At 57.3% G+C, this 18,556-nt stretch carries 18 protein-coding genes; 10 read left to right on the forward strand and 8 right to left on the reverse strand.

The genetic code is table 11. The features are described from left to right. The first annotated feature begins 14 nt into the window (after positions 1-14). The 8 genes from ACR0AP_RS11830 to ACR0AP_RS11865 all read left to right on the forward strand — a co-directional run bounded on the left by ACR0AP_RS11830 (position 15) and on the right by ACR0AP_RS11865 (position 8,093). The gene (locus tag ACR0AP_RS11830; RefSeq protein WP_209506938.1) at positions 15-1,001 is read left to right on the forward strand and encodes a branched-chain amino acid ABC transporter permease; all 987 of its coding nucleotides are present in this window, start codon (positions 15-17) and stop codon (positions 999-1,001) included. 3 nt (positions 1,002-1,004) lie between these two features. Further along, positions 1,005-1,262, forward strand: a complete 258-nt coding sequence (locus ACR0AP_RS11835; RefSeq protein ID WP_209506939.1) for a hypothetical protein — start codon at positions 1,005-1,007, stop codon at positions 1,260-1,262. A gap of 3 nt (positions 1,263-1,265) precedes the next feature. Further along, positions 1,266-2,342 carry a branched-chain amino acid ABC transporter permease gene (locus ACR0AP_RS11840; protein ID WP_209598953.1) on the forward strand — a complete coding sequence of 359 codons (1,077 nt, stop codon included), beginning with the start codon at positions 1,266-1,268 and terminating at the stop codon, positions 2,340-2,342. Positions 2,343-2,416: 74 nt separating this feature from the next. Next, positions 2,417-3,700 carry an ABC transporter substrate-binding protein gene (locus ACR0AP_RS11845; protein ID WP_480474335.1) on the forward strand — a complete coding sequence of 428 codons (1,284 nt, stop codon included), beginning with the start codon at positions 2,417-2,419 and terminating at the stop codon, positions 3,698-3,700. A 111-nt stretch (positions 3,701-3,811) separates the two neighbouring features. Then, positions 3,812-4,645, forward strand: a complete 834-nt coding sequence (locus ACR0AP_RS11850; RefSeq protein ID WP_480474334.1) for an ABC transporter ATP-binding protein — start codon at positions 3,812-3,814, stop codon at positions 4,643-4,645. A 19-nt stretch (positions 4,646-4,664) separates the two neighbouring features. Continuing rightward, positions 4,665-5,882 (forward strand): phenylacetate--CoA ligase family protein, encoded by a 1,218-nt coding sequence (locus ACR0AP_RS11855; RefSeq protein WP_480506949.1) that lies wholly within the window; start codon positions 4,665-4,667, stop codon positions 5,880-5,882. 122 nt (positions 5,883-6,004) lie between these two features. Continuing rightward, positions 6,005-7,669: an ABC transporter permease gene (locus ACR0AP_RS11860; RefSeq protein ID WP_480506897.1), complete on the forward strand. Its 1,665-nt coding sequence runs from the start codon at positions 6,005-6,007 to the stop codon at positions 7,667-7,669. Positions 7,670-7,742: 73 nt separating this feature from the next. Next, entirely contained in the window at positions 7,743-8,093 is a 351-nt protein-coding gene (locus tag ACR0AP_RS11865; protein ID WP_209598949.1) for a DUF2794 domain-containing protein, read from the forward strand. Positions 8,094-8,096: 3 nt separating this feature from the next. Here the strand turns inward: ACR0AP_RS11865 and ACR0AP_RS11870 are convergent, their stop codons facing one another. The 3 genes from ACR0AP_RS11870 to ACR0AP_RS11880 all read right to left on the reverse strand — a co-directional run bounded on the left by ACR0AP_RS11870 (position 8,097) and on the right by ACR0AP_RS11880 (position 10,810). Beyond that, complete coding sequence (locus tag ACR0AP_RS11870; RefSeq protein WP_480486995.1) at positions 8,097-8,978, reverse strand: C40 family peptidase; 882 nt, start codon at positions 8,976-8,978, stop codon at positions 8,097-8,099. After that, entirely contained in the window at positions 8,975-10,357 is a 1,383-nt protein-coding gene (locus ACR0AP_RS11875) for a leucyl aminopeptidase family protein (protein ID WP_480506898.1), read from the reverse strand. The genes ACR0AP_RS11870 and ACR0AP_RS11875 overlap by 4 nt, the downstream gene beginning before the upstream one ends. A 63-nt stretch (positions 10,358-10,420) precedes the next feature. Next, positions 10,421-10,810 (reverse strand): hypothetical protein, encoded by a 390-nt coding sequence (locus ACR0AP_RS11880; RefSeq protein ID WP_480506950.1) that lies wholly within the window; start codon positions 10,808-10,810, stop codon positions 10,421-10,423. A 144-nt stretch (positions 10,811-10,954) separates the two neighbouring features. Here ACR0AP_RS11880 and ACR0AP_RS11885 point away from each other — a divergent pair, with 144 nt between their 5' ends. Next, on the forward strand, positions 10,955-11,605 hold the full coding sequence (locus ACR0AP_RS11885; protein ID WP_209506947.1) for a carbonic anhydrase: 651 nt from the start codon (positions 10,955-10,957) through the stop codon (positions 11,603-11,605). Positions 11,606-11,702: 97 nt separating this feature from the next. Beyond that, positions 11,703-12,239: an SRPBCC family protein gene (locus ACR0AP_RS11890; protein ID WP_480506899.1), complete on the forward strand. Its 537-nt coding sequence runs from the start codon at positions 11,703-11,705 to the stop codon at positions 12,237-12,239. 63 nt (positions 12,240-12,302) lie between these two features. On the opposite strand, the gene ACR0AP_RS11895 is transcribed toward ACR0AP_RS11890, so the two are convergent. From ACR0AP_RS11895 to ACR0AP_RS11915, 5 genes are all read right to left on the reverse strand, one after another. Further along, a complete protein-coding gene (locus ACR0AP_RS11895) occupies positions 12,303-13,220 on the reverse strand; it encodes an endonuclease/exonuclease/phosphatase family protein (protein ID WP_480506900.1) in 918 nt (305 codons plus the stop codon). A gap of 217 nt (positions 13,221-13,437) precedes the next feature. Then, entirely contained in the window at positions 13,438-15,069 is a 1,632-nt protein-coding gene (locus ACR0AP_RS11900; protein WP_480506901.1) for a DUF4139 domain-containing protein, read from the reverse strand. 123 nt (positions 15,070-15,192) lie between these two features. Continuing rightward, positions 15,193-16,215, reverse strand: a complete 1,023-nt coding sequence (locus ACR0AP_RS11905) for an aspartate-semialdehyde dehydrogenase (protein ID WP_480506902.1) — start codon at positions 16,213-16,215, stop codon at positions 15,193-15,195. A gap of 103 nt (positions 16,216-16,318) precedes the next feature. Beyond that, on the reverse strand, positions 16,319-17,350 hold the full coding sequence (locus ACR0AP_RS11910; RefSeq protein WP_480506903.1) for a glycosyltransferase family 4 protein: 1,032 nt from the start codon (positions 17,348-17,350) through the stop codon (positions 16,319-16,321). Positions 17,351-17,371: 21 nt separating this feature from the next. After that, entirely contained in the window at positions 17,372-18,544 is a 1,173-nt protein-coding gene (locus ACR0AP_RS11915; RefSeq protein WP_480506904.1) for an MFS transporter, read from the reverse strand. Positions 18,545-18,556: the final 12 nt, after the last annotated feature.

The following is an 18,556-nucleotide window of genomic DNA, read 5'->3' on the forward strand; positions in this document are numbered from 1 at the left end:
CCGGGGAGGCACATATGCCTGAGCAGTTAATCTTTGCCACGGAGGTCATCCTTAACGGTCTGATGGCCGGGGTGCTTTATGCGCTGGTCGCGCTGGGCTTTGTGCTGATCTACAAGGCATCCGGGATTTTCAATTACGCGCAAGGGGTTATGGCCCTGTTTGCGGCGATGACACTGGTCGGGATCATGAACGGGCAGGTGCCTTTCGCGCATTTGATCAACGCGACCTTCGGCACTCATGTCTATAACTTCGGCTGGAACATCCCCGCCCTGCTGGCGATCATCCTGACAATGGGTGTGATGGTTCTGCTGGCCTGGTGTGTGCAGCGCTTTGTCATGCGGCATCTGGTTGGGCAGGAGCCGATCATCCTGTTCATGGCCACGATCGGTCTGGCCTATTTCCTTGAAGGCGTGGCCGACCTGATGTGGGGATCCGAGATCAAGACGCTGGATGTGGGTCTGCCCCAGGGCATCAACCTGTGGATCGACGAGGTCACCTTTAACATCTTCGGCTATGGCTTCTTCATCGACAACCTCGACATCGTGGCAACCGTGATTGCGGCGCTTCTGGTGGCGGCGCTGGTGGCCTTTAGCCAGTACACAAAGCAGGGGCGGGCCATGCGCGCTGTGGCGGATGACCATCAGGCGGCACTTTCGGTCGGGATCTCGCTCAACTTCATCTGGGTCATGGTCTGGTCGGTGGCCGGGTTCGTGGCGCTGGTCGCAGGGATCATGTGGGGCACCAAATCGGGCGTGCAGTTCTCGCTGTCGCTGATCGCACTCAAGGCACTGCCGGTGCTGATGCTGGGCGGTTTCACTTCGATCCCCGGTGCCATCGTCGGCGGACTGATCATCGGTGTGGGCGAGAAGCTGTTCGAATTCTCGATTGGCCCGCTGGTCGGCGGCGCGACCGAAAACTGGTTCGCCTATGTGCTGGCGCTGATCTTTCTGGTGTTTAGACCGCAGGGTCTGTTCGGCGAGAAGATCATCGAGAGGGTGTAACGCATGACCAAGCTGATCGCCATCATCAATGTGATCGCATGGGCGGGGTTCTGGGCCTTTGGATATATCGCGCTGACCTCGAACGACCTGACTGACAGCCAGCTGACGATTGCCGCGATCCTGGCCTTTGCAGGTCTGATCATGGGTGTTCTGGCCTACCTGAAACTGGTGCGCGCCTCTGAGGCGAGCGGATATGCCAAAGGGTCCAGCCAGCTGGACGCCGCGACCCGGAACCGGGCGCAGGAAGAATGGGGAAAGTAACAGATGTTCTATCGTGAGGCCGGAGATTTCAAAACCTCCTACGTGGATGACAGCCAGACTTTCCCGATCAAGTTCGACCGGTACCGGTACTATGTCGTTTTGGCGGTGGCGTTCGGGATCATTCCGTTCATCATCAACGACTATTGGGCAAACGCCCTGCTGCTGCCCTTTCTGATCTATGCCATCGCGGCGATCGGATTGAACATACTCGTGGGCTATTGCGGGCAGGTCAGCCTTGGTACAGGCGGTTTCATGGCTGTCGGCGCTTATGCCTGCTACAAGTTGATGACCGCATTTCCAGACGTCAGCATGTTCATTCATGTCCTGCTGGCTGGTGGTATCACTGCGATTGTAGGCGTCTTGTTCGGCCTGCCTTCTTTGCGGATCAAAGGGTTTTATCTGGCGGTGGCGACGCTTGCAGCACAGTTCTTTCTGGTGTGGCTCTTCAACCGGGTGCCGTGGTTTTACAACTACTCGGCCTCGGGTCAGATCAACGCGCCAGAACGTGACGTGTTCGGCATTATCATCTCGGGCCCGAACGCCCCGGCATGGGCGACCTACCTGTTCTGTCTGATCTTCCTGACCGCCAGCGCGATTATTGCGCGCAACCTGACCCGCGGCACGACCGGGCGGACATGGATGGCGATCCGCGACATGGATATCGCCGCCGAAATCATCGGGGTGAACCCGTTGAAGGCCAAGATCAGCGCTTTCGCTGTCAGTTCGTTCTTTGTGGGCATCGCAGGGGCCTTGTTCTTTGCCGTCTATCTTGGCGCGGTCGAGGTGGGCGAAGCGTTCGGCATTCAGAAGTCGTTTCTGGTGCTTTTCATGGTGATTATCGGCGGGTTAGGCTCGATCTTCGGGTCTTTTGCCGGGGCGGCGTTCCTGGTGCTGCTGCCGGTTCTGCTCAAACTGGTTGGCGTCGATCTTCTGGGTTGGCCGACCGATATCGTTGCCCATCTTCAGCTGGTGATTGTGGGCGCGCTGATCATCATGTTCCTGATCCTCGAGCCTCACGGTCTGGCCCAGTTGTGGCGCGTGGCGAAAGAGAAACTCAGACTCTGGCCGTTCCCGCACTGAGGGCTGGCCCAATCATAAAGACGGGTGATCAAGCCCGAACTCAATATCGGATCAATCAAGGGAGGAGACACCCGATGAACAAGAAACTGGCAACTGTGGCGCTGAGCGCCCTGATGGCGGCAGGACCTGCGATGGCGGATCTTGTGTTCCCGTCGCTCAGCTATCGAACCGGGCCCTATGCGGCCGGTGGTATTCCGTTCGCGGACGGTTACGCCGACTATTTCACGCTGCTGAACGAGCGGGATGGTGGCATTGGCGGTGTACCAGCAAACGTGATCGAATGTGAAACCGGGTATAACACCGAAAAAGGCGTGGAATGTTATGAATCCACCAAAGGTGAAGGCGCACTGGTGTATCAGCCGCTGTCGACCGGTATCACCTATCAGCTGATCCCCAAAGTGACCGCTGACGGCATTCCGCTACACACAATGGGGTATGGCCGGACCTCGGCTGCGAATGGCAAAGTGTTCAGCCATGTGTTCAACTATCCGGCCAACTACTGGAACGGTGCGTCCGGCGCGATCAACTATCTGTTGGATGAAAATGGCGGTGACCTGAGCGGTAAGAAGATTGCGCTGGTCTATCACAACTCGGCCTATGGCAAGGAACCGATCCGGACGCTGGAAACTCTGGCTGAAAAGCATGGGTATGAGCTGTCCTTGCTGCCGGTTGATCACCCGGGCCAGGAGCAGAAGTCGCAATGGCTGCAAATTCGCCGCGAAAAGCCTGACTATGTCATCATGTGGGGCTGGGGCGTCATGAACCAGGTTGCGGTTCAGGAAGCGGCCAACATCCGTTTCCCGATGGAAAACTTCATCGGTGTCTGGTGGTCGGGCGCGGAATTCGACGTTCAGCCTGCTGGGGAAAAAGCGACCGGTTACAAGGCACTGACCTTTACTGGCCTTGGTATGGACTATCCTGTCTATGACGACCTGAAAAAGTACGTCGTTGACTCGGGCAAGGCTGCAGGTGCCGGCGATCAGCTGGGTACAGTTCAGTACAACCGTGGTCTTTATGCCGCCATGCTGGCAGCCGAGGCTGTGAAAACGGCGCAGGCGATGCACGGAACCGCTGATATCGACGCATCGATGATGCGCGATGGCATGGAAGCATTGGAAATGACCAACGCCAAGATGGAAGCTCTTGGCATGTCCGGGTTCGGCCCTGAATTCTCGGTTTCCTGCGAAAATCACGGCGGCCCAGGCCTTGTCGGTGTTGTTCAGTGGGATGCGGCGACTGGCGCCTGGAACCCGGTACAGGACTTCAAACCGACAGATGCCGAAGTTATCGGCGCGTTGATCGATGAAGATTCCGGTGCCTACGCAACCGAAAACAGCATCTCGCCACGTTGCGAGTAAGGCATGTTGCGCCACGGATGTGATCCGGGGCGTTCAGACAACCGGAGCGGCGGGTTACCTGCCGCTCCTCACGAACAGCCCCGGAACGGGCAGGCATGAGGAAACGCGCTGATGCTGGATGCGGCACAAACCACTGACGTGCAGGCGGAAACCCTGCTTGAGGTCAATAATATCGAGGTGATCTACAACCACGTGATCCTCGTGTTGAAAGGCGTCAGCCTGAACGTTCCAAAGGGCGGCATCACAGCACTGCTGGGCGGCAATGGCGCGGGCAAGACAACCACGCTCAAGGCCGTTTCGAACCTGCTGCATTCCGAACGCGGAGAAGTCACCAAAGGTTCGATCAAGTATCGCGGCCAGAACGTGCATGAAAGCGATCCGGCCGATCTGGTTGAAAAGGGTGTCATTCAGGTGATGGAAGGCCGCCACTGTTTCGAGCACCTGACCGTCGAGGAAAACTTGCTGACCGGTGCCTACACCCGCAAGGACGGGGCGGCTGCGGTCCAGCGGGATCTTGAGATGGTTTACGCATATTTCCCCCGGCTCAAGGAACGTCGCCGGTCGCAGGCAGGCTATACATCGGGTGGGGAACAGCAAATGGTTGCCATGGGGCGGGCGTTGATGTCGCGGCCCGAGACGATTTTGCTGGACGAACCTTCAATGGGTCTTGCTCCGCAGCTGGTCGAAGAGATTTTCAGTATCGTGAAGGACCTCAACGAAAAAGAGGGCGTGTCCTTTCTGCTAGCAGAGCAGAACACCAACGTCGCCCTGCGCTTTGCGCATTACGGCTATATTCTTGAATCCGGGCGTGTCGTGATGGACGGCCCGGCCGCAGACCTGCGCGAAAACCCGGATGTGAAAGAGTTTTATCTGGGTATGTCCGACGAGGGCCGCAAAAGCTTTCGTGATGTGCGGTCCTATCGTCGTCGCAAAAGGTGGCTGTGAGCGGATGGAGGATATGGCGATGACCTATTTCGACGCACTCGAAACACGCTCGGCAGACGAACGCGCCTCGGACCAGGCCAAGGCACTAGTGGAGCAGATCAAACGCGCGATGTCGGCCCCTGGATTTGCGTCGCATCTGTCAGAATCAGACACTAATAAGGTAAAGTCAGCAGAAGATTTGCAGACATTGCCCGTTCTGCGGAAATCGGATTTGACCCGGGCACAGGCCAAACGCTCCCCGTTTGGCGGATTTACGGTAAAACCCGCGCGGCATTTCCATCATGTGTTCCAGTCGCCCGGGCCGATCTATGAGCCGGGCAGCACTGATCACGACTGGTGGCGCATGGGCCGTTTCCTGAATGCCGCGGGCGTTGGCGCAGGGGACATCGTCCAGAACTGTTTTGGGTATCATCTGACGCCGGCCGGTATGATCTTTGAAAATGGCGCACGGGCTGTTGGCGCGGCTGTTCTGCCCGCAGGGACCGGACAAACCGAGTTGCAGGTGACTGCCGCCCGCGATGTTGGCTGTACGGCCTATGCAGGTACGCCGGATTACCTGAAGGTCATTCTGGACAAAGCCGACGAGATGGGCGTTTCACTACATTTCTCGAAAGCCGCCGTTGGCGGAGGCGCTTTGTTCCCGTCTTTGCGACAGGAATATGCCGACCGGGGTATCTCGTGCCTGCAATGTTACGCGACAGCGGATCTGGGCAATATTGCTTATGAAAGCGCCGCGATCGACGGGATGATCATCGACGAGCACGTGATTGTCGAGATTGTGACACCTGGAACCGGAACTCCGGTGGCACCGGGTGAGGTGGGCGAGGTTGTGGTGACCTCTCTCAACCCAGATTACCCGCTGATCCGCTTTGCGACGGGCGACCTGTCCGCCGTAATGCCGGGGATTTCCCCCTGCGGTCGCACGAACACCCGGATCAAAGGTTGGATGGGGCGTGCAGATCAGACGACCAAGATCAAAGGTATGTTCGTGCGTCCGGAACAGGTTGCCGCTTTGGTCGACAAGCATGAAGAGATCGTCAAGGCTCGAGTCATCGCCACCCGTCAGGGCGAGATGGATTCGATGACTGTCCAGATCGAAAGCACAGGCGGGGATGATACGGCATATGCCAGATCGGTGGCCGAAGTGCTGAAACTGAAAGGCGCAATCGAAGTCGTGGCCCCCGGCTCGCTGCCCAAAGACGGGTTGGTGATCGAGGATCAGCGCGTCTACGAATAGCAGTGAAAAACAGGTCTGCGGCAGTTTGTGCCGCAGATTTGTTGACCGACGCACTGGTGTTTCCGAGCATTTTGGTCGATTAAAGGCAGACCCTAAGCCTTTGCCAATCAAAAGCCGGGATGATGACCCAGATCGACTATTCAGAAAACGGATCACGCAATCGCGGTGTACGCGGCACACGGCTGTTGGCCGCTGTCGCCTATCTTGTGGCTGCCGCGTGCCTGTTGCCCATGGTGGCCGTGGTTCTGGCAGCGGTGACTGGGGGGACAGATACGATCTCGCACCTGATGGAGACGGTGCTGCCCAGCTATACCGTGACGACCCTGATCCTTGTGGTGCTGGTCGCGGCGGGTACGTTCAGTATCGGCACGGGCGCTGCCTGGTTGGTGACGATGACCCGCTTTCCGGGCGTCAGGATCCTTGAGATCGCGCTGGTCTTGCCCTTGGCCTTTCCGGCATACGTGCTTGCCTATGCATACACCTTTATTCTGGATCATCCGGGTATCGTTCAAAGCACTTTGCGGGATGTAACAGGCTGGGGGCCGCGCGACTACTGGTTCCCTGAAATCCGCTCGACCGGGGGCGCTGCGGTGATGCTGATTCTGGTGCTGTACCCCTATGTCTACCTGCTGGCGCGGGCTGCGTTCCTGCAACAAAGTGCTTCGGCGTTTCTCGCTGCTCGGGCGCTGGGCAACAATCCATGGCTGGCGTTTCGGCGCGTCTCGCTGCCGATGGCGCGCCCGGCAATCGCCGGTGGTGTGCTACTGGCCATCATGGAAACCATCGCCGATTTCGGAACCGTGTCCTATTTCGGTGTGCAGACCTTTGCGACCGGGATTTACACCAGCTGGTTTTCCATGGCCGACCGAGCAGCGGCGGCGCAGCTGGCCTGGTGCCTGCTTGTCTTTGCGCTGATCATGGCTGTGGCCGAGCGCACCCAGCGCGGTAAGGCAAAATACTATCAGGCCGGAAAGAAACATGCTGCCCAACCGGCGGAACATCTGACCGGTCTTCGCGCCGCCGCCGCATTCTTGTTATGTACGATACCCGTTATCTTCGGGTTTCTGCTGCCCGTTATCATACTGGTCGAGATGGGTTTGGAATCGGAACAGAACTTGCTGTCGCGGCGCTATATCGGTTTCATCCAGAACTCGCTGATCCTCGCCGGAACGGCTGCAGTTTTCACTGTCTTTGCGGCGATCTGTGTCGGGTTCTTTCAACGCCTGAGACCCGGGCGCGCGTCGTCTGCGACGGCCTATATGGCGCGGCTGGGATATGCCGTGCCCGGTGGCGTCATTGCAGTCGGCTTGATTGTACCTTTCGCCAGCTTTGACAACACGTTGGACGCCTGGATGCGGCAGACCTTCGATGTATCGACTGGGTTGTTGGTGACAGGTTCGATCTGGTTGCTGGTCGCCGCTTACATGGTGCGATTCCTTGCCGCCGCGCTCAGCGCATATGAGGGGGGTCAAAGCACGGTTCATGCCAATATGGATGCCGCGGCCCGCTCGTTGGGGCAAACCCCGCTGGGAACATTGCGGCGCGTTCACCTGCCCATTTTAACGCCGTCGCTGCTGACCGCGCTGTTGATCGTCTTTGTGGACGTGATGAAGGAATTGCCTGCCACCCTGATCATGCGCCCGTTCAACTTCGACACACTGGCCGTACAGGCGTACAGGCTTGCCTCGGATGAGAGACTTGAAGGCGCAGCCGTGCCGTCGCTGGTCATTCTGGCGGTCGGCCTGCTGCCGGTAATCCTGATTTGCCGTCAGGTTGGTCGACGGTAACACTTGTGTTGTAAAAGCCGGGCAACAGCGCATCAGGCTTGATTCAAACATGATTTCCGGCAAGGCTGGCGGTATGAACATGCAGCCTCCCAACCGGTTTTCGGCAAACGCAGCGCAGATGCCCGTGGCCTTTGACCGGCATGAGATGTCGCAAATCCTGTCCGTTTATGGACGGATGGTCGCCGCTGGAGAGTGGCGAGACTATGGTATCTCAAACCTGCGCGATATGGCAGTGTTCTCGATCTTCCGTCGCACCGCTGAGCACCCGATCTACCGCGTCGAAAAGCACCCGCGCCTGAAGTCCCGGCAGGGGATGTACTCAGTCATAGGTATGGATGGCCGCATCCTGAAACGCGGCCATGATCTGCGCGCGGTACTGCGGGTGCTGGAACGCAAGCTCATCCGGGCCGTAAACCCGGATTAGAGCCTAAGACGCAGGATGTCGCCCATATCCTGTTACAGCCCCGAACTCTTTTCGGCCGATACGAGAAATAGCGTCTTCCAAAGGTTCTTTGGCAACAGCCATGTGATGTGCGTTTGCATGCAGAAGCGTGTCCTGATCCAGCATCATGCCTACGTGACCTTTCCAAAACACCAGATCACCACGGCGAAGCTCGGGGCTTGAGATTGGCTTGAAGAACTCTGCTTGCATGTCGCTATCGCGAGGGCAGGGTAATCCGCAAGAATGAAAAGCGATTTGAATCAGGCCCGAACAGTCAAGTCCAAGCCCGGTATCGCCACCGTAGATGTAAGGGGTGGTAAGAAACTGTTCTGCTATGGCTGCAGGATCAGAACCCACCCAGTCTTTTTCGACCAGCTGTGTTTCGCGAATGTATCGCGGCGTTGGAATGTGGCCCTCTTCTTTCACGCAAACCCACCCGGTCGAACGAATGGCTTTTTCGCGTTCAGAATCGCGGCGCGGCCAGTATTCAACACCAGCGCCAAAAGGCAGTATCCGCTCATTCACGTTCTTGGTCACATCGGGGTGTTTCAACGAAACGGCCCTTGGCACGGAAACTCGATGCGTTGGCTGAAGCGGCCGAACCGCTATTTCCTGTCGCACCCATCCAACATAGCCATCTTTTTCGCGAAACCCGAACAGGTGGTTCTGCGTCCGTTCCAAGATGATGAATACTTCTCCACACACCATTTGGCACCGCCGGCTACCATTGGGTTTGTCCAGAACGTCCCGCACAACCGATTGGATACGATATGTTTCACCATCCGTGAAATCGTCAGCGTCGATATGACCTTTCAACGATGAATGCGCTACTCGTCCGTTGAAGGGGAGCAATCTGTGATCCGTCATAACCCCAATACCTCCGGTAAGGCCGATAGCACTGCGCGTGTTCCCTGACCCAGACCGCCTTTTGTGCGGCCGGGTTCATTGCTGGGTTGCCACGCGTAGATGTCAAAATGGATATAGCGGCTGGACCCTACGAACCGGCGCAGAAACAGCGCGGCGGTGATAGACCCGGCAAACCCGCCCGAAGGGGCATTGTCCAGATCGGCAATGCCGGGTTCGATCATCGCCTCGTAGGGTGTGTGAAACGGCATTCTCCAGACCGGATCGGCAGACGTTTTGGCCGCTTGTGCCAAGGCCATCGCGCAGCTTTCGTCGTCGGTGTAAAACGGTGCCAGATCAGGGCCCACGGCCACGCGCGCCGCACCGGTCAGCGTCGCCATCGAGATCACCAGATCGGGATTCCCCTCATCCGCCAAAGTCAGCACATCAGCCAGAACCAGACGCCCTTCCGCGTCGGTGTTGTTGATTTCAACGGTCAGGCCCTTGCGTGAGGTCAGGATATCACCGGGGCGAAAGGCATTGCCTGATACCGCGTTTTCAACGGCCGGGATCAGAACCTGCAGTTGCAGGGGAAGGTTCAGCGCCATGATCATCCGGGCCAGTCCCAACACATTGGCCGCGCCACCCATGTCTTTTTTCATCAGGCCCATGGATGCGCCCGGTTTCAAATTCAGCCCGCCGGTATCGAAACATACACCTTTGCCCACCAGTGTCAGTCTGGGGCCACTAGTGCCCCAGTTCAGCTCGATCAGCCTGGGGGCCTGTTCCGCGGCCCGCCCTACCGTGTGAATCATGGGAAAGTTCTGGTCCAGCAGCGCATGGCCGGTGATCACGTTGCAAGACGCGCCGAATTCATCCGCCAGAACCTCGACCGCTTGCTGCAACTGATCCGGCCCCATGTCCGAAGTGGGCGTGTTGACCAGATCGCGCGTCAGAGCCTCGGCATTTGCCATGGCTTCGATACGGGCGGCGTTGATGCCGTCAGGTGCAATCAATGCCGCTGACCCTCCGGTCTGGGATGCGTATCGATCAAAGGCATAGCCAGTCATCAGCCAGCCAAGACACTCCATCTCCAACAAATCCGCAGGAATGCCCGAAGCAAGGCTGTAGGTTCCTTCCGGAAACGCCAAAGCCGCTGCGGCAAGAGGGAACCGTTTGCGCGCGCGTTTGTCTTCGGTTCCGTAACCAGCCAGCGCGAATTCAATTGCGCCGTTCGTGGCTGGCACAAGCAGGACCTGCCCCAGTGCACCGGAAAACCCGTTTGCTGCGACCCAGGATTGCACGCGCTCGGGCTGATCCAGAAGCCAGCCGTCCAAATCCGGCTGCGCGATCACATGAAGCGGTACGGAAGGGTCAGAGGATGGGGCGAAGGACAGAGTCATGGGCGCCTCGACAGATTGTTTCTGTGCACAGACTAGCCGCGCATATTCTGCCCGCAACCCCTGTCAGACGGAAAGGTCCTGTTGATCCCAGACGGCTGTCAATGACCGCTCCCCAACGCGGATCAGACGTCCCAGCGTCGCGCCTGCTGCTACTGCGTCGCCGGAATCGACGGCCTGTGCCACGTCCCCTGCAACCCTGGCCAGAAGTGTCATCCCGACCTGTTCGGAAATCGCGACCAGGGACCTTGTGCATTTGCGCAGTTCGGCCCATTCGCGCTGACGCCAAAAGCGTTCGCAGTTCGACAGGCGCACTGCCAGTTCTTCGATGGTGCGGCACAGCACATCCAGCGCGTTCTTGTCGCCCAGTTGACGGTAAAGGCCACTTAGTTGGTCCGAATCCAGACGGACGGATTCCTTGTGTTCAAGCGTGATAATTTTTTCCACCACATTCACCCTAATTCTGACGCCCCCACGGCGCAGGTTTGATACTGGTGGCAAATTCCTTTGCAAAACCTTGCAGAGAAACCGGATAATTACTCGAATTTTCCTAGAATTCGGTTTAGAGGATCGGTCAGCGACAAGAACGGGGACACCGTAATGGAATTTGCCAAACCTTTGCCGAGCTATCTGGTCACGCGGTATCACGGCTGGAAAGCGACCACATATTCGGAAAACCAGGTCTGGTTCAAGCGGCTGGCAGATGAAGGGCAGCGGCCCCGGGCGATGGTGATTTCCTGCTGCGACAGCCGGGTCCATGTGACCTCGATGTTCGGTGCGGATCAGGGCGATTTCTTTATCCACCGCAATATCGCCAATCTGGTGCCACCCTATGCGCCGGACGGCGATCATCACGGTACCAGCGCAGCAATCGAGTACGCCGTCACTTCTCTCAAGGTTGCGCATCTGATGGTTCTTGGCCATTCGCAATGCGGTGGCGTTCAGGGCTGTATCGACATGTGCAAGGGTCAGGCGCCGCAACTGGATGCAAAAGAAAGCTTTGTCGGCCGCTGGATGGACATTCTGAAGCCAAAATTCGAACTTGTCGCTGATATCGAAGACAGCCTCGAACAAGCCCGACAGCTGGAACGCCAATCGGTTGTCGCGTCGCTTGAAAACCTGATGACGTTCCCGTTCATCTCGTCAGCGGTCGAAAAAGGCACTCTGAGCCTGCACGGGTTGTGGACCGATATAGGTGCTGGCGGGTTAGAGAGTTTCGACCCCATACAGAAGAAATTCGTTCCGGTCTGACGACAGTTCATAGCAAATAAATGATGCGGAATACGGCTCTGATTCCGGGCCGTTTTTTCGTATGCTCCACACATGACGTTTGATTTTGGAGCTTGCTATGAAGATACTTAAACGAATTCTCGCAGGGCTGTGCCTTCTTGTTTTTCTGTTCGTCGCCGTCTCATACGTGTTGCCCGGCAAGGCGGAAGTGTCCCGCAGCATCACCATCGACGCCCCGGCTGCAGTGATCTTTCCGTTTGTGAATTCCATGCAAGCGACCGAGAAATGGTCACCCTGGCTGTCACGCGATCCGGAGACGAAACTAAGCTACAGTGGCCCCGAGGAAGGTGTCGGTAACAAGTTGAACTGGAGCTCGGATCACGCACAGGTCGGTACGGGGTCGCAGGAAATCGTCGAAAGCGTGGAAAATCAACTGGTCAAAACAGATCTGGACTTTGGGCAGATGGGCACGGCGTCGGCTTCGTTCACTCTGAAACCCGATGGTGACTCAACCAATGTGACTTGGGGGTTCGAATCCGATCTGGGGCTCAACCCCATGTCCCGCTGGATGGGGGTGATGATGGATAAATGGGTTGGCGGCGATTACGAGCGGGGGTTGAATAATCTGAAAGTGCTGATCGAAAATAACACCTAGACCCTTCTTGGGATCGCGACATACGTTCTGGTATGTCCACCAAGGCAGCGGGGGCCTCGCGGATCAATCCAAACGAAACCGCGCGAATTTGCCGAAATGGTCGGATCCCATGAACGGACGCAGTTCGACTGTTCCGGTTGTTCCCTTCGGGAACAAAAGGTTGTCGATTGGCAACGGTAGGTGCCAGCTGCCAAGATCATGAGTGTTCAGGACGGCCCCAAAACTCTGGTTGTCTGCTGCCGCCGCTATCCGCCGGACGCTTACACCCCAAGGAACCATGTTGAAATCCCCGGCTATCAAAACCGGGCCATCCAGATCCGCAATGCGTTCCGCAATGATCCGGCTTTGGGTTGATTGGTCATAAGGAAAAGGCCAGTTCAGGTGGATCGATACGATCCAGACCAAAGACCCGTCCGGGGCTTCGACTTGTATTCCGACAAGACCATGACCTTTCAGGCAAAACCCGGACCCTTCGACAATCGGCAAAGTTGTCAGGATGGCAACGTTTTGTTCGGGACGAAACTCACAGATCACCTTTTCGGGGTAATGCTCGAACAGGTTGCTCATGTATTCGCGGTTGTGACTCGAGACTTCCTGCAACGTCACGATCTGAGCATCGGATGCAATGATGTCGTCGGCCAGCGAATACCGGGGCCACGCCCGGCTCATGAGGTTCTTTTGATACAGGGTCAGACACGGACCGTCGCAGTCCTTGGGCGGGGCGGCGAAACTGGTTGCGATTGATCCCACAGCAACAGCGGCAAAGGCCAGGGTGACCAAAGCAAGGTATCTGGCGCGCATATACAGCAGGATCGCGGCACACGGCAAAAGCAGAACGCCAGCTTGCGGGCGGAAAAGCGCAAAGGAATCTCCGACCGCCAGGAATTGTCCGGTAAACCCGATGAGGATAAGCCCAACCAGAATGCCTGTACATCCTGTGATCAGGTATCTTCCAATTCTGCGTTTGGCCGAATTTCCCATGCTCTGCCTCTGATGCCCTGTGCGGGGCACCACCTGTTGTCTGTTTTGTCCCATCCATCGCGTTCAGGTCGGTGATTAGCTGGCAAGCACGCCTGAATTTGTCAACTGGTCGGCAATTTGGATTGCCGTCAGCGCTCTGCCGGTGCTTGGGGTCCGGTCGGTGCCTTGATGGGTGCGGCTGATGAGTTAGACGGCAAAATCCGAGCGTCTTTGGAAGCTACCTCAGGTCCATCCCCTCGGGCCAGTTCAGTTCAAGGTTCAAGGTGATGTTTGCCTTTTGGTCGGGGGCAATACCCATCTCCCAAGCTAGAATTCCGCGTTGGTTGTCCACATTTTCTTCATTTGGGCGCGGATTGGCGTTCCAGGTGATTTCCAGATCGTCCTGCTCGGAATATGGAACCCGGTCCAAAAGGCGCAGCGGCCAGGTTTGGTCCGTCAGGTTTTCAATGCTGATTTCAGCCTGTTCGATCCGTTGATTGGACCGCGAAATGATCCCGGTGTCACCGCTGCTGCGGTTCAGGATCTGTCGCGACAGTGTCAGACCATGGATGGGACCAAATCCCATCTCGATTTCTTCCCGAGGGCCAATTTCCTGCGACCCTCCGGCAGCAACAAGAATATCGTCTACAAACCACCGTGCGGCAGCCGACTCCAGAAGCCTCTGATCCATTGGGTTTGTGAACCGCGCGGTCCGATACGCTGTGTCATCTCGCCAGGGCACGCCAAGCGCAAAAACCTCGGCAGATTGGGTGATTGAGTCCAATGCGACCTCGGTAATCTCATAACCAGTGGAAACCGAGATGAGATTTGGCAAAGTGTATGTGATACCGGTGCCTTCTACTGACGAGGTCAACATCGTGCCTATGGATGTCTCTTCCACTATGACAGGTGCCTCGACAACCGCTTCTGCCAATTTCCCGAAATTTCCCTGTTCTGGTAGCGGTGGCGGTGTTTCGCGTATCCAATGTCGTACTGAAGGCAGCCATGATGCAGCGTTCTGCCCTGTGGGGGCAATGGTCGAAACATGCATCGTAACATCGCGCCAGTTTTCACCGGTGTCCTGCGTGATCAGGATGTTGCGGTCGATCCGAACTGTGGGCGCGTCGCCGGTTGCCAAATGAAACTCGTATCCCGGAGACCATTCTGCGGCATAGGAGTCGATGTAAGACACGGTCAGAGCACCCTTTGTTGCTGTTTCGGCGGTCACGTCGATGGCAACGAATACATGGTCATCAGCTTCGGGGATCAGTGCTGCCAGATCAGCCTGAGCAATCAACAAATCTTCTTCCAGCTGTTCCAGTTGCCGCTCGACACCCCGGGCTTCGATTTCCGCCGATTGGGCTTCTTGCTCGGCGCGCAGAGATTCCTCGGCGATCATGCGGGTGATCTCACGCAGCGTGTTTGGGTCGGCAGGCAGACCTTCATTCTGTCCCAATTGACCTAGAAACAATAAGGATTGGCGTGCAGCCTCGGCGCGTAGACGGGTGGCTTTTGCCTTGTCAGTGACAGCAGTGATCTGATCTTCGATGGCTTCGATCCGGTCCTCGGCCTGCATTACAGCTTCGCTTTTGCGGTCCTGTATCGGAAGGTTTTCAAAGCGCCGCAGCAACGCGGTTTGTGTCAGATCTTCGGCCAGAACCTGAATTGAAAACAACTGATCTTCGTCACGTGCGGGAATGCCCTGCAAGATCAAACGATGGTTGCCAGCAGGAATTTCGTAGGCCCCTGTGCGGATAATGTCGGCTCCTCTGGGGTAAACCGTGACCTCACTGACTTTGGTGTCGATCAAAAATGTTTCAGCATTCAGGACAGTGGGCGCAAGGGCCAGAAGGTAAATCAGGGGTCTCATAATCACTCGCGGAAATCAGGGGCTAACTTCCCGCAAGGGTTGCAGCCCGGATGGTCGACTGCAAGCACAAAAAAGGGCCGCCTGCAAAGGGCGACCCTTAGGGGTTTTCAGCTTTGAAAGCCCTCAGCCCTTTTTCAGGACCTCACGGCCCAGCAGTTCGGCGATCTGAACCGCGTTCAGGGCGGCACCCTTGCGCAGGTTGTCGCTGACGCACCACAGGTTCAGACCGTTTTCGATAGTCGAATCCTGGCGGATGCGGCTGATGAATGTGGCAAAGTCGCCTGCGCATTCGATGGGCGAGACGTAGCCACCCGCTTCGCGCTTGTCGATCACCATGATGCCCGGCGCTTCGCGCAGGATATCGCGGGCTTCGTCTTCGTCCAGGAATTCCTCGAACTCGATGTTCACGGCCTCGGAATGGCCGACGAAAACGGGAACGCGGACGCAGGTTGCAGTGACCTTGATTGACGGATCGACGATCTTCTTGGTCTCGACAACCATCTTCCACTCTTCCTTGGTCGAGCCGTCTTCCATGAAGACGTCGATCTGCGGAATGACGTTGAAGGCGATCTGTTTCTGGAACTTCTTCGGGGCGACCTCGGTGGTAGGGTTGTAGACGGCCTTGGTCTGATCCCAAAGCTCATCCATGCCCTCTTTGCCGGCACCCGAAACTGACTGATAGGTCGACACAACAACGCGCTTGATCCTGGCGCGGTCATGCAGCGGCTTCAGCGCGACAACCATCTGCGCGGTCGAGCAGTTGGGGTTGGCGATGATGTTCTTGTTCTTGTAGTCGTGGATCGCCTGCGGGTTACATTCCGGCACGATCAGCGGAATGTCCGGGTCATAGCGATAGAGCGACGAGTTGTCGATCACCACGCAACCCGCCGCAGCCGCCTTGGGGGCGTAGACTTTGGTCGCCTCGGAACCCACGGCAAACAACGCCATGTCCCAGCCGGTGAAATCGAACGTGTCCAGATCTTTGGTCGTTAGGGTCTTGTCGCCAAAGCTTACTTCGGTACCCAGCGAGCGACGGCTTGCCAGGGCGGCAAGTTCATCAACCGGGAACTGGCGTTCAGCCAGAATGTTCAGCATTTCGCGGCCCACATTACCCGTGGCGCCGACGACTACGACGCGATAGCCCATTTCATGTCTCCAAAGTTAAGGACGCGCGTTCATAGCCGCGTTGCGGCGAAGAAAAAAGGGCTATCAGCGGGGTTTTCAACGACTGATGCCGAATTCAAGCGGTTCAATCGTTCAAAAGTCGTTCATAAAGCGCAACCAGCGCCTTTGCTTCGCCCTGAATGCCGAAATGCTGCTCGACATGGGCGCGGGATGCCTGGCCTGCTTGTGACAGGGAATCATTACTTTTCAGCATTTGGGCAATCGCCTCGACCAAGGCGGGAACGTCATCGGGGGTCACCACTTTGCCAAAGGACGGATCAGTAATAATCTCGGCAAACGCGCCGACATCTGTGGCCACGACCGGAACACCGCAGGCCATCGCTTCGAGAGGGGTCAAACCAAACCCCTCCCACCTTTGTGGCGCAACAAACAGGTCCAGGGCCTGATACCATTCAGCAATCTGATCTACCGCCACCTCGGGCTTGAAAAGGATGCGATCAGACAAGCCAGCTTTGGTGACTTTATCCTTCAGTTCGGCCAGAAAAGCGGTGTGTTTCTCGGTTGCCCGGCCCATGACGATGCCTGACACTGTGTCGAACCGTCCGCACAAGTCAATCATGGCGTCGACAAAGGCATCCGTGCCTTTTTGGTGTCGAATGCGGCCGTAACACCCTAACAGTACCCCATCCGGCAGCCCCAGCCGAGCACGGACGGCGGCCTTGTCTGAAGGTGGAACGAAGTCTTCTAGGTTGATGCCATGCATCACCACCTGCGAGTCTCGCTCAAGATACCCTGCGGTTTTGCGCGAGGTTGCAACGACCGCATCCATTTTGCCGATCAGCCATTTGGTATAGCCTGTGTGCGGCCTTTGGGACGCGCTTGTGAACAGCATTTTGAGCTTTAACCGGAATACATCGCGCAGGATAAGCCCCAGCAACATCTCGGTGTTGCGGCGTGCGTGCCAGACCCGCCTTTTTCGACGCGACAGGAAGGGCAGTCGACCCAGCGGGATGTGCGGCGTGTCGGCGGGCAGACCCGGTCCAGTGGCGGCGATGTCGATCCATTGCGCCTGCAGAGGAACCAGCCTTGCGATGGTCGCTGTTACGCCCGAAAGTCTGCGTTTTAGATTTGGGGCTATGACAACGGGGTCTTTCAACGGACTCTCCTGATGGCTGCGTCAATCCACACTATCCCGGCTGAATAGATAGATCACGCAACCAATGGCAAGGGTGACCGCAAAAAACCCGAATATTGCCGTGTAGGGTACGGTTGGTCCGTCTTGCACGGTGGCTGCGTGAATACGCCCGGTGACAAATTGAGCTATACCAACGCCGCCGATGCCGAACAGGTTTAGCAGCGTCACCCCGCGCCCTACCAGATGCGGAGGAACAAACGCCCGGCCATGGGCCATGATGACCGGGAAGCTGGCACCGGTAAAGCCGACGACGGCCATTAGCAGGACGGACAGCCATATTGCATTATCAATCCACAGGCAGAGCAGGCCCAGCGCAACTGAACCCAAAGCGTTGCCAGCGAAAACCACCCATTTCCGGGTGCCAAAAATACGGTCCAGCGGTCCGTAGACAAAAGTGCCCGCAATCATAGCCGCGCCCATGATCAGCGTTGCGGTGCCGATCTGAGTGGAACTGAGGTCGAAAACGTCATTCAGGTACGGCCCGGCCCACAGCCCGCGCAGCGCTGCAGCGGGGGCGTAAGCAACCAGCATCAGGGGCAGGATCAGCCACAGGGCAGGCTCTTTCAGCAGATCCAGCAGGGATCCCTTGTGTTCTGTTTCGACCTTCGCCGGGTCGTGAACAGTCAGCCACAGGCCCAATGCGATTGCGGCGGACACTGTGGCCAGCCCGACCATCGTTGCGCGCCACCCCATCCATTCCACGGCAAGCGCGGTTGGATAAGAAGCCACCAGATTTCCAACGGACCCTGCGCCCAACATCACGGCGGCCAATGTCGCAAACCGCGCCGGGGGGTATTCACGCGCAAAGATATAGTAGGAGGCCATCAGGACCGGAGAGCACCCGACACCGATCAGGCCCATGGCTATGCTGATGTGCAGGGGCGCTGTTGCGACTGCGAAAACCGCCGCTCCACCTGCCCCGCCCACCAGAAGCAGCGCGGCGGACGTGAGGCGGGGGCCAATCCTGTCCAGCGCCCATCCGACCGGGATCTGCATGACCGCGAACACGATAAACCAAAGACCGGAAGCAAAGGCCAGATCTTCGGGCGCGGCACTGATGTCACGTTCCAGATCCAGGCTGAGAACCGCAAGGAAGGCACGGAAAAACTGGCTGAGCACATAGCCCAGGCATAAAACCACCAAACCTGCCTGCATATTTAGCCCTTT

This window comes from Ruegeria sp. AF7 (assembly GCF_056541885.1).

Bases quoted from the DNA above. Each gene is read 5' to 3' on its own strand.
- ACR0AP_RS11850 (WP_480474334.1), top strand. From the start codon at position 3,812: ATGCTGGATGCGGCACAAACCACTGACGTGCAGGCGGAAACCCTGCTT.
- ACR0AP_RS11835 (WP_209506939.1), top strand. From the start codon at position 1,005: ATGACCAAGCTGATCGCCATCATCAATGTGATCGCATGGGCGGGGTTC.
- ACR0AP_RS11870 (WP_480486995.1), bottom strand. From the start codon at position 8,978: ATGACGGATCACAGATTGCTCCCCTTCAACGGACGAGTAGCGCATTCA.
- ACR0AP_RS11865 (WP_209598949.1), top strand. From the start codon at position 7,743: ATGAACATGCAGCCTCCCAACCGGTTTTCGGCAAACGCAGCGCAGATG.
- ACR0AP_RS11900 (WP_480506901.1), bottom strand. From the start codon at position 15,069: ATGAGACCCCTGATTTACCTTCTGGCCCTTGCGCCCACTGTCCTGAAT.
- ACR0AP_RS11855 (WP_480506949.1), top strand. From the start codon at position 4,665: ATGACCTATTTCGACGCACTCGAAACACGCTCGGCAGACGAACGCGCC.
- ACR0AP_RS11915 (WP_480506904.1), bottom strand. From the start codon at position 18,544: ATGCAGGCAGGTTTGGTGGTTTTATGCCTGGGCTATGTGCTCAGCCAG.
- ACR0AP_RS11845 (WP_480474335.1), top strand. From the start codon at position 2,417: ATGAACAAGAAACTGGCAACTGTGGCGCTGAGCGCCCTGATGGCGGCA.
- ACR0AP_RS11840 (WP_209598953.1), top strand. From the start codon at position 1,266: ATGTTCTATCGTGAGGCCGGAGATTTCAAAACCTCCTACGTGGATGAC.
- ACR0AP_RS11890 (WP_480506899.1), top strand. From the start codon at position 11,703: ATGAAGATACTTAAACGAATTCTCGCAGGGCTGTGCCTTCTTGTTTTT.
- ACR0AP_RS11895 (WP_480506900.1), bottom strand. From the start codon at position 13,220: ATGGGAAATTCGGCCAAACGCAGAATTGGAAGATACCTGATCACAGGA.
- ACR0AP_RS11905 (WP_480506902.1), bottom strand. From the start codon at position 16,215: ATGGGCTATCGCGTCGTAGTCGTCGGCGCCACGGGTAATGTGGGCCGC.
- ACR0AP_RS11830 (WP_209506938.1), top strand. From the start codon at position 15: ATGCCTGAGCAGTTAATCTTTGCCACGGAGGTCATCCTTAACGGTCTG.
- ACR0AP_RS11860 (WP_480506897.1), top strand. From the start codon at position 6,005: ATGACCCAGATCGACTATTCAGAAAACGGATCACGCAATCGCGGTGTA.
- ACR0AP_RS11875 (WP_480506898.1), bottom strand. From the start codon at position 10,357: ATGACTCTGTCCTTCGCCCCATCCTCTGACCCTTCCGTACCGCTTCAT.
- ACR0AP_RS11885 (WP_209506947.1), top strand. From the start codon at position 10,955: ATGGAATTTGCCAAACCTTTGCCGAGCTATCTGGTCACGCGGTATCAC.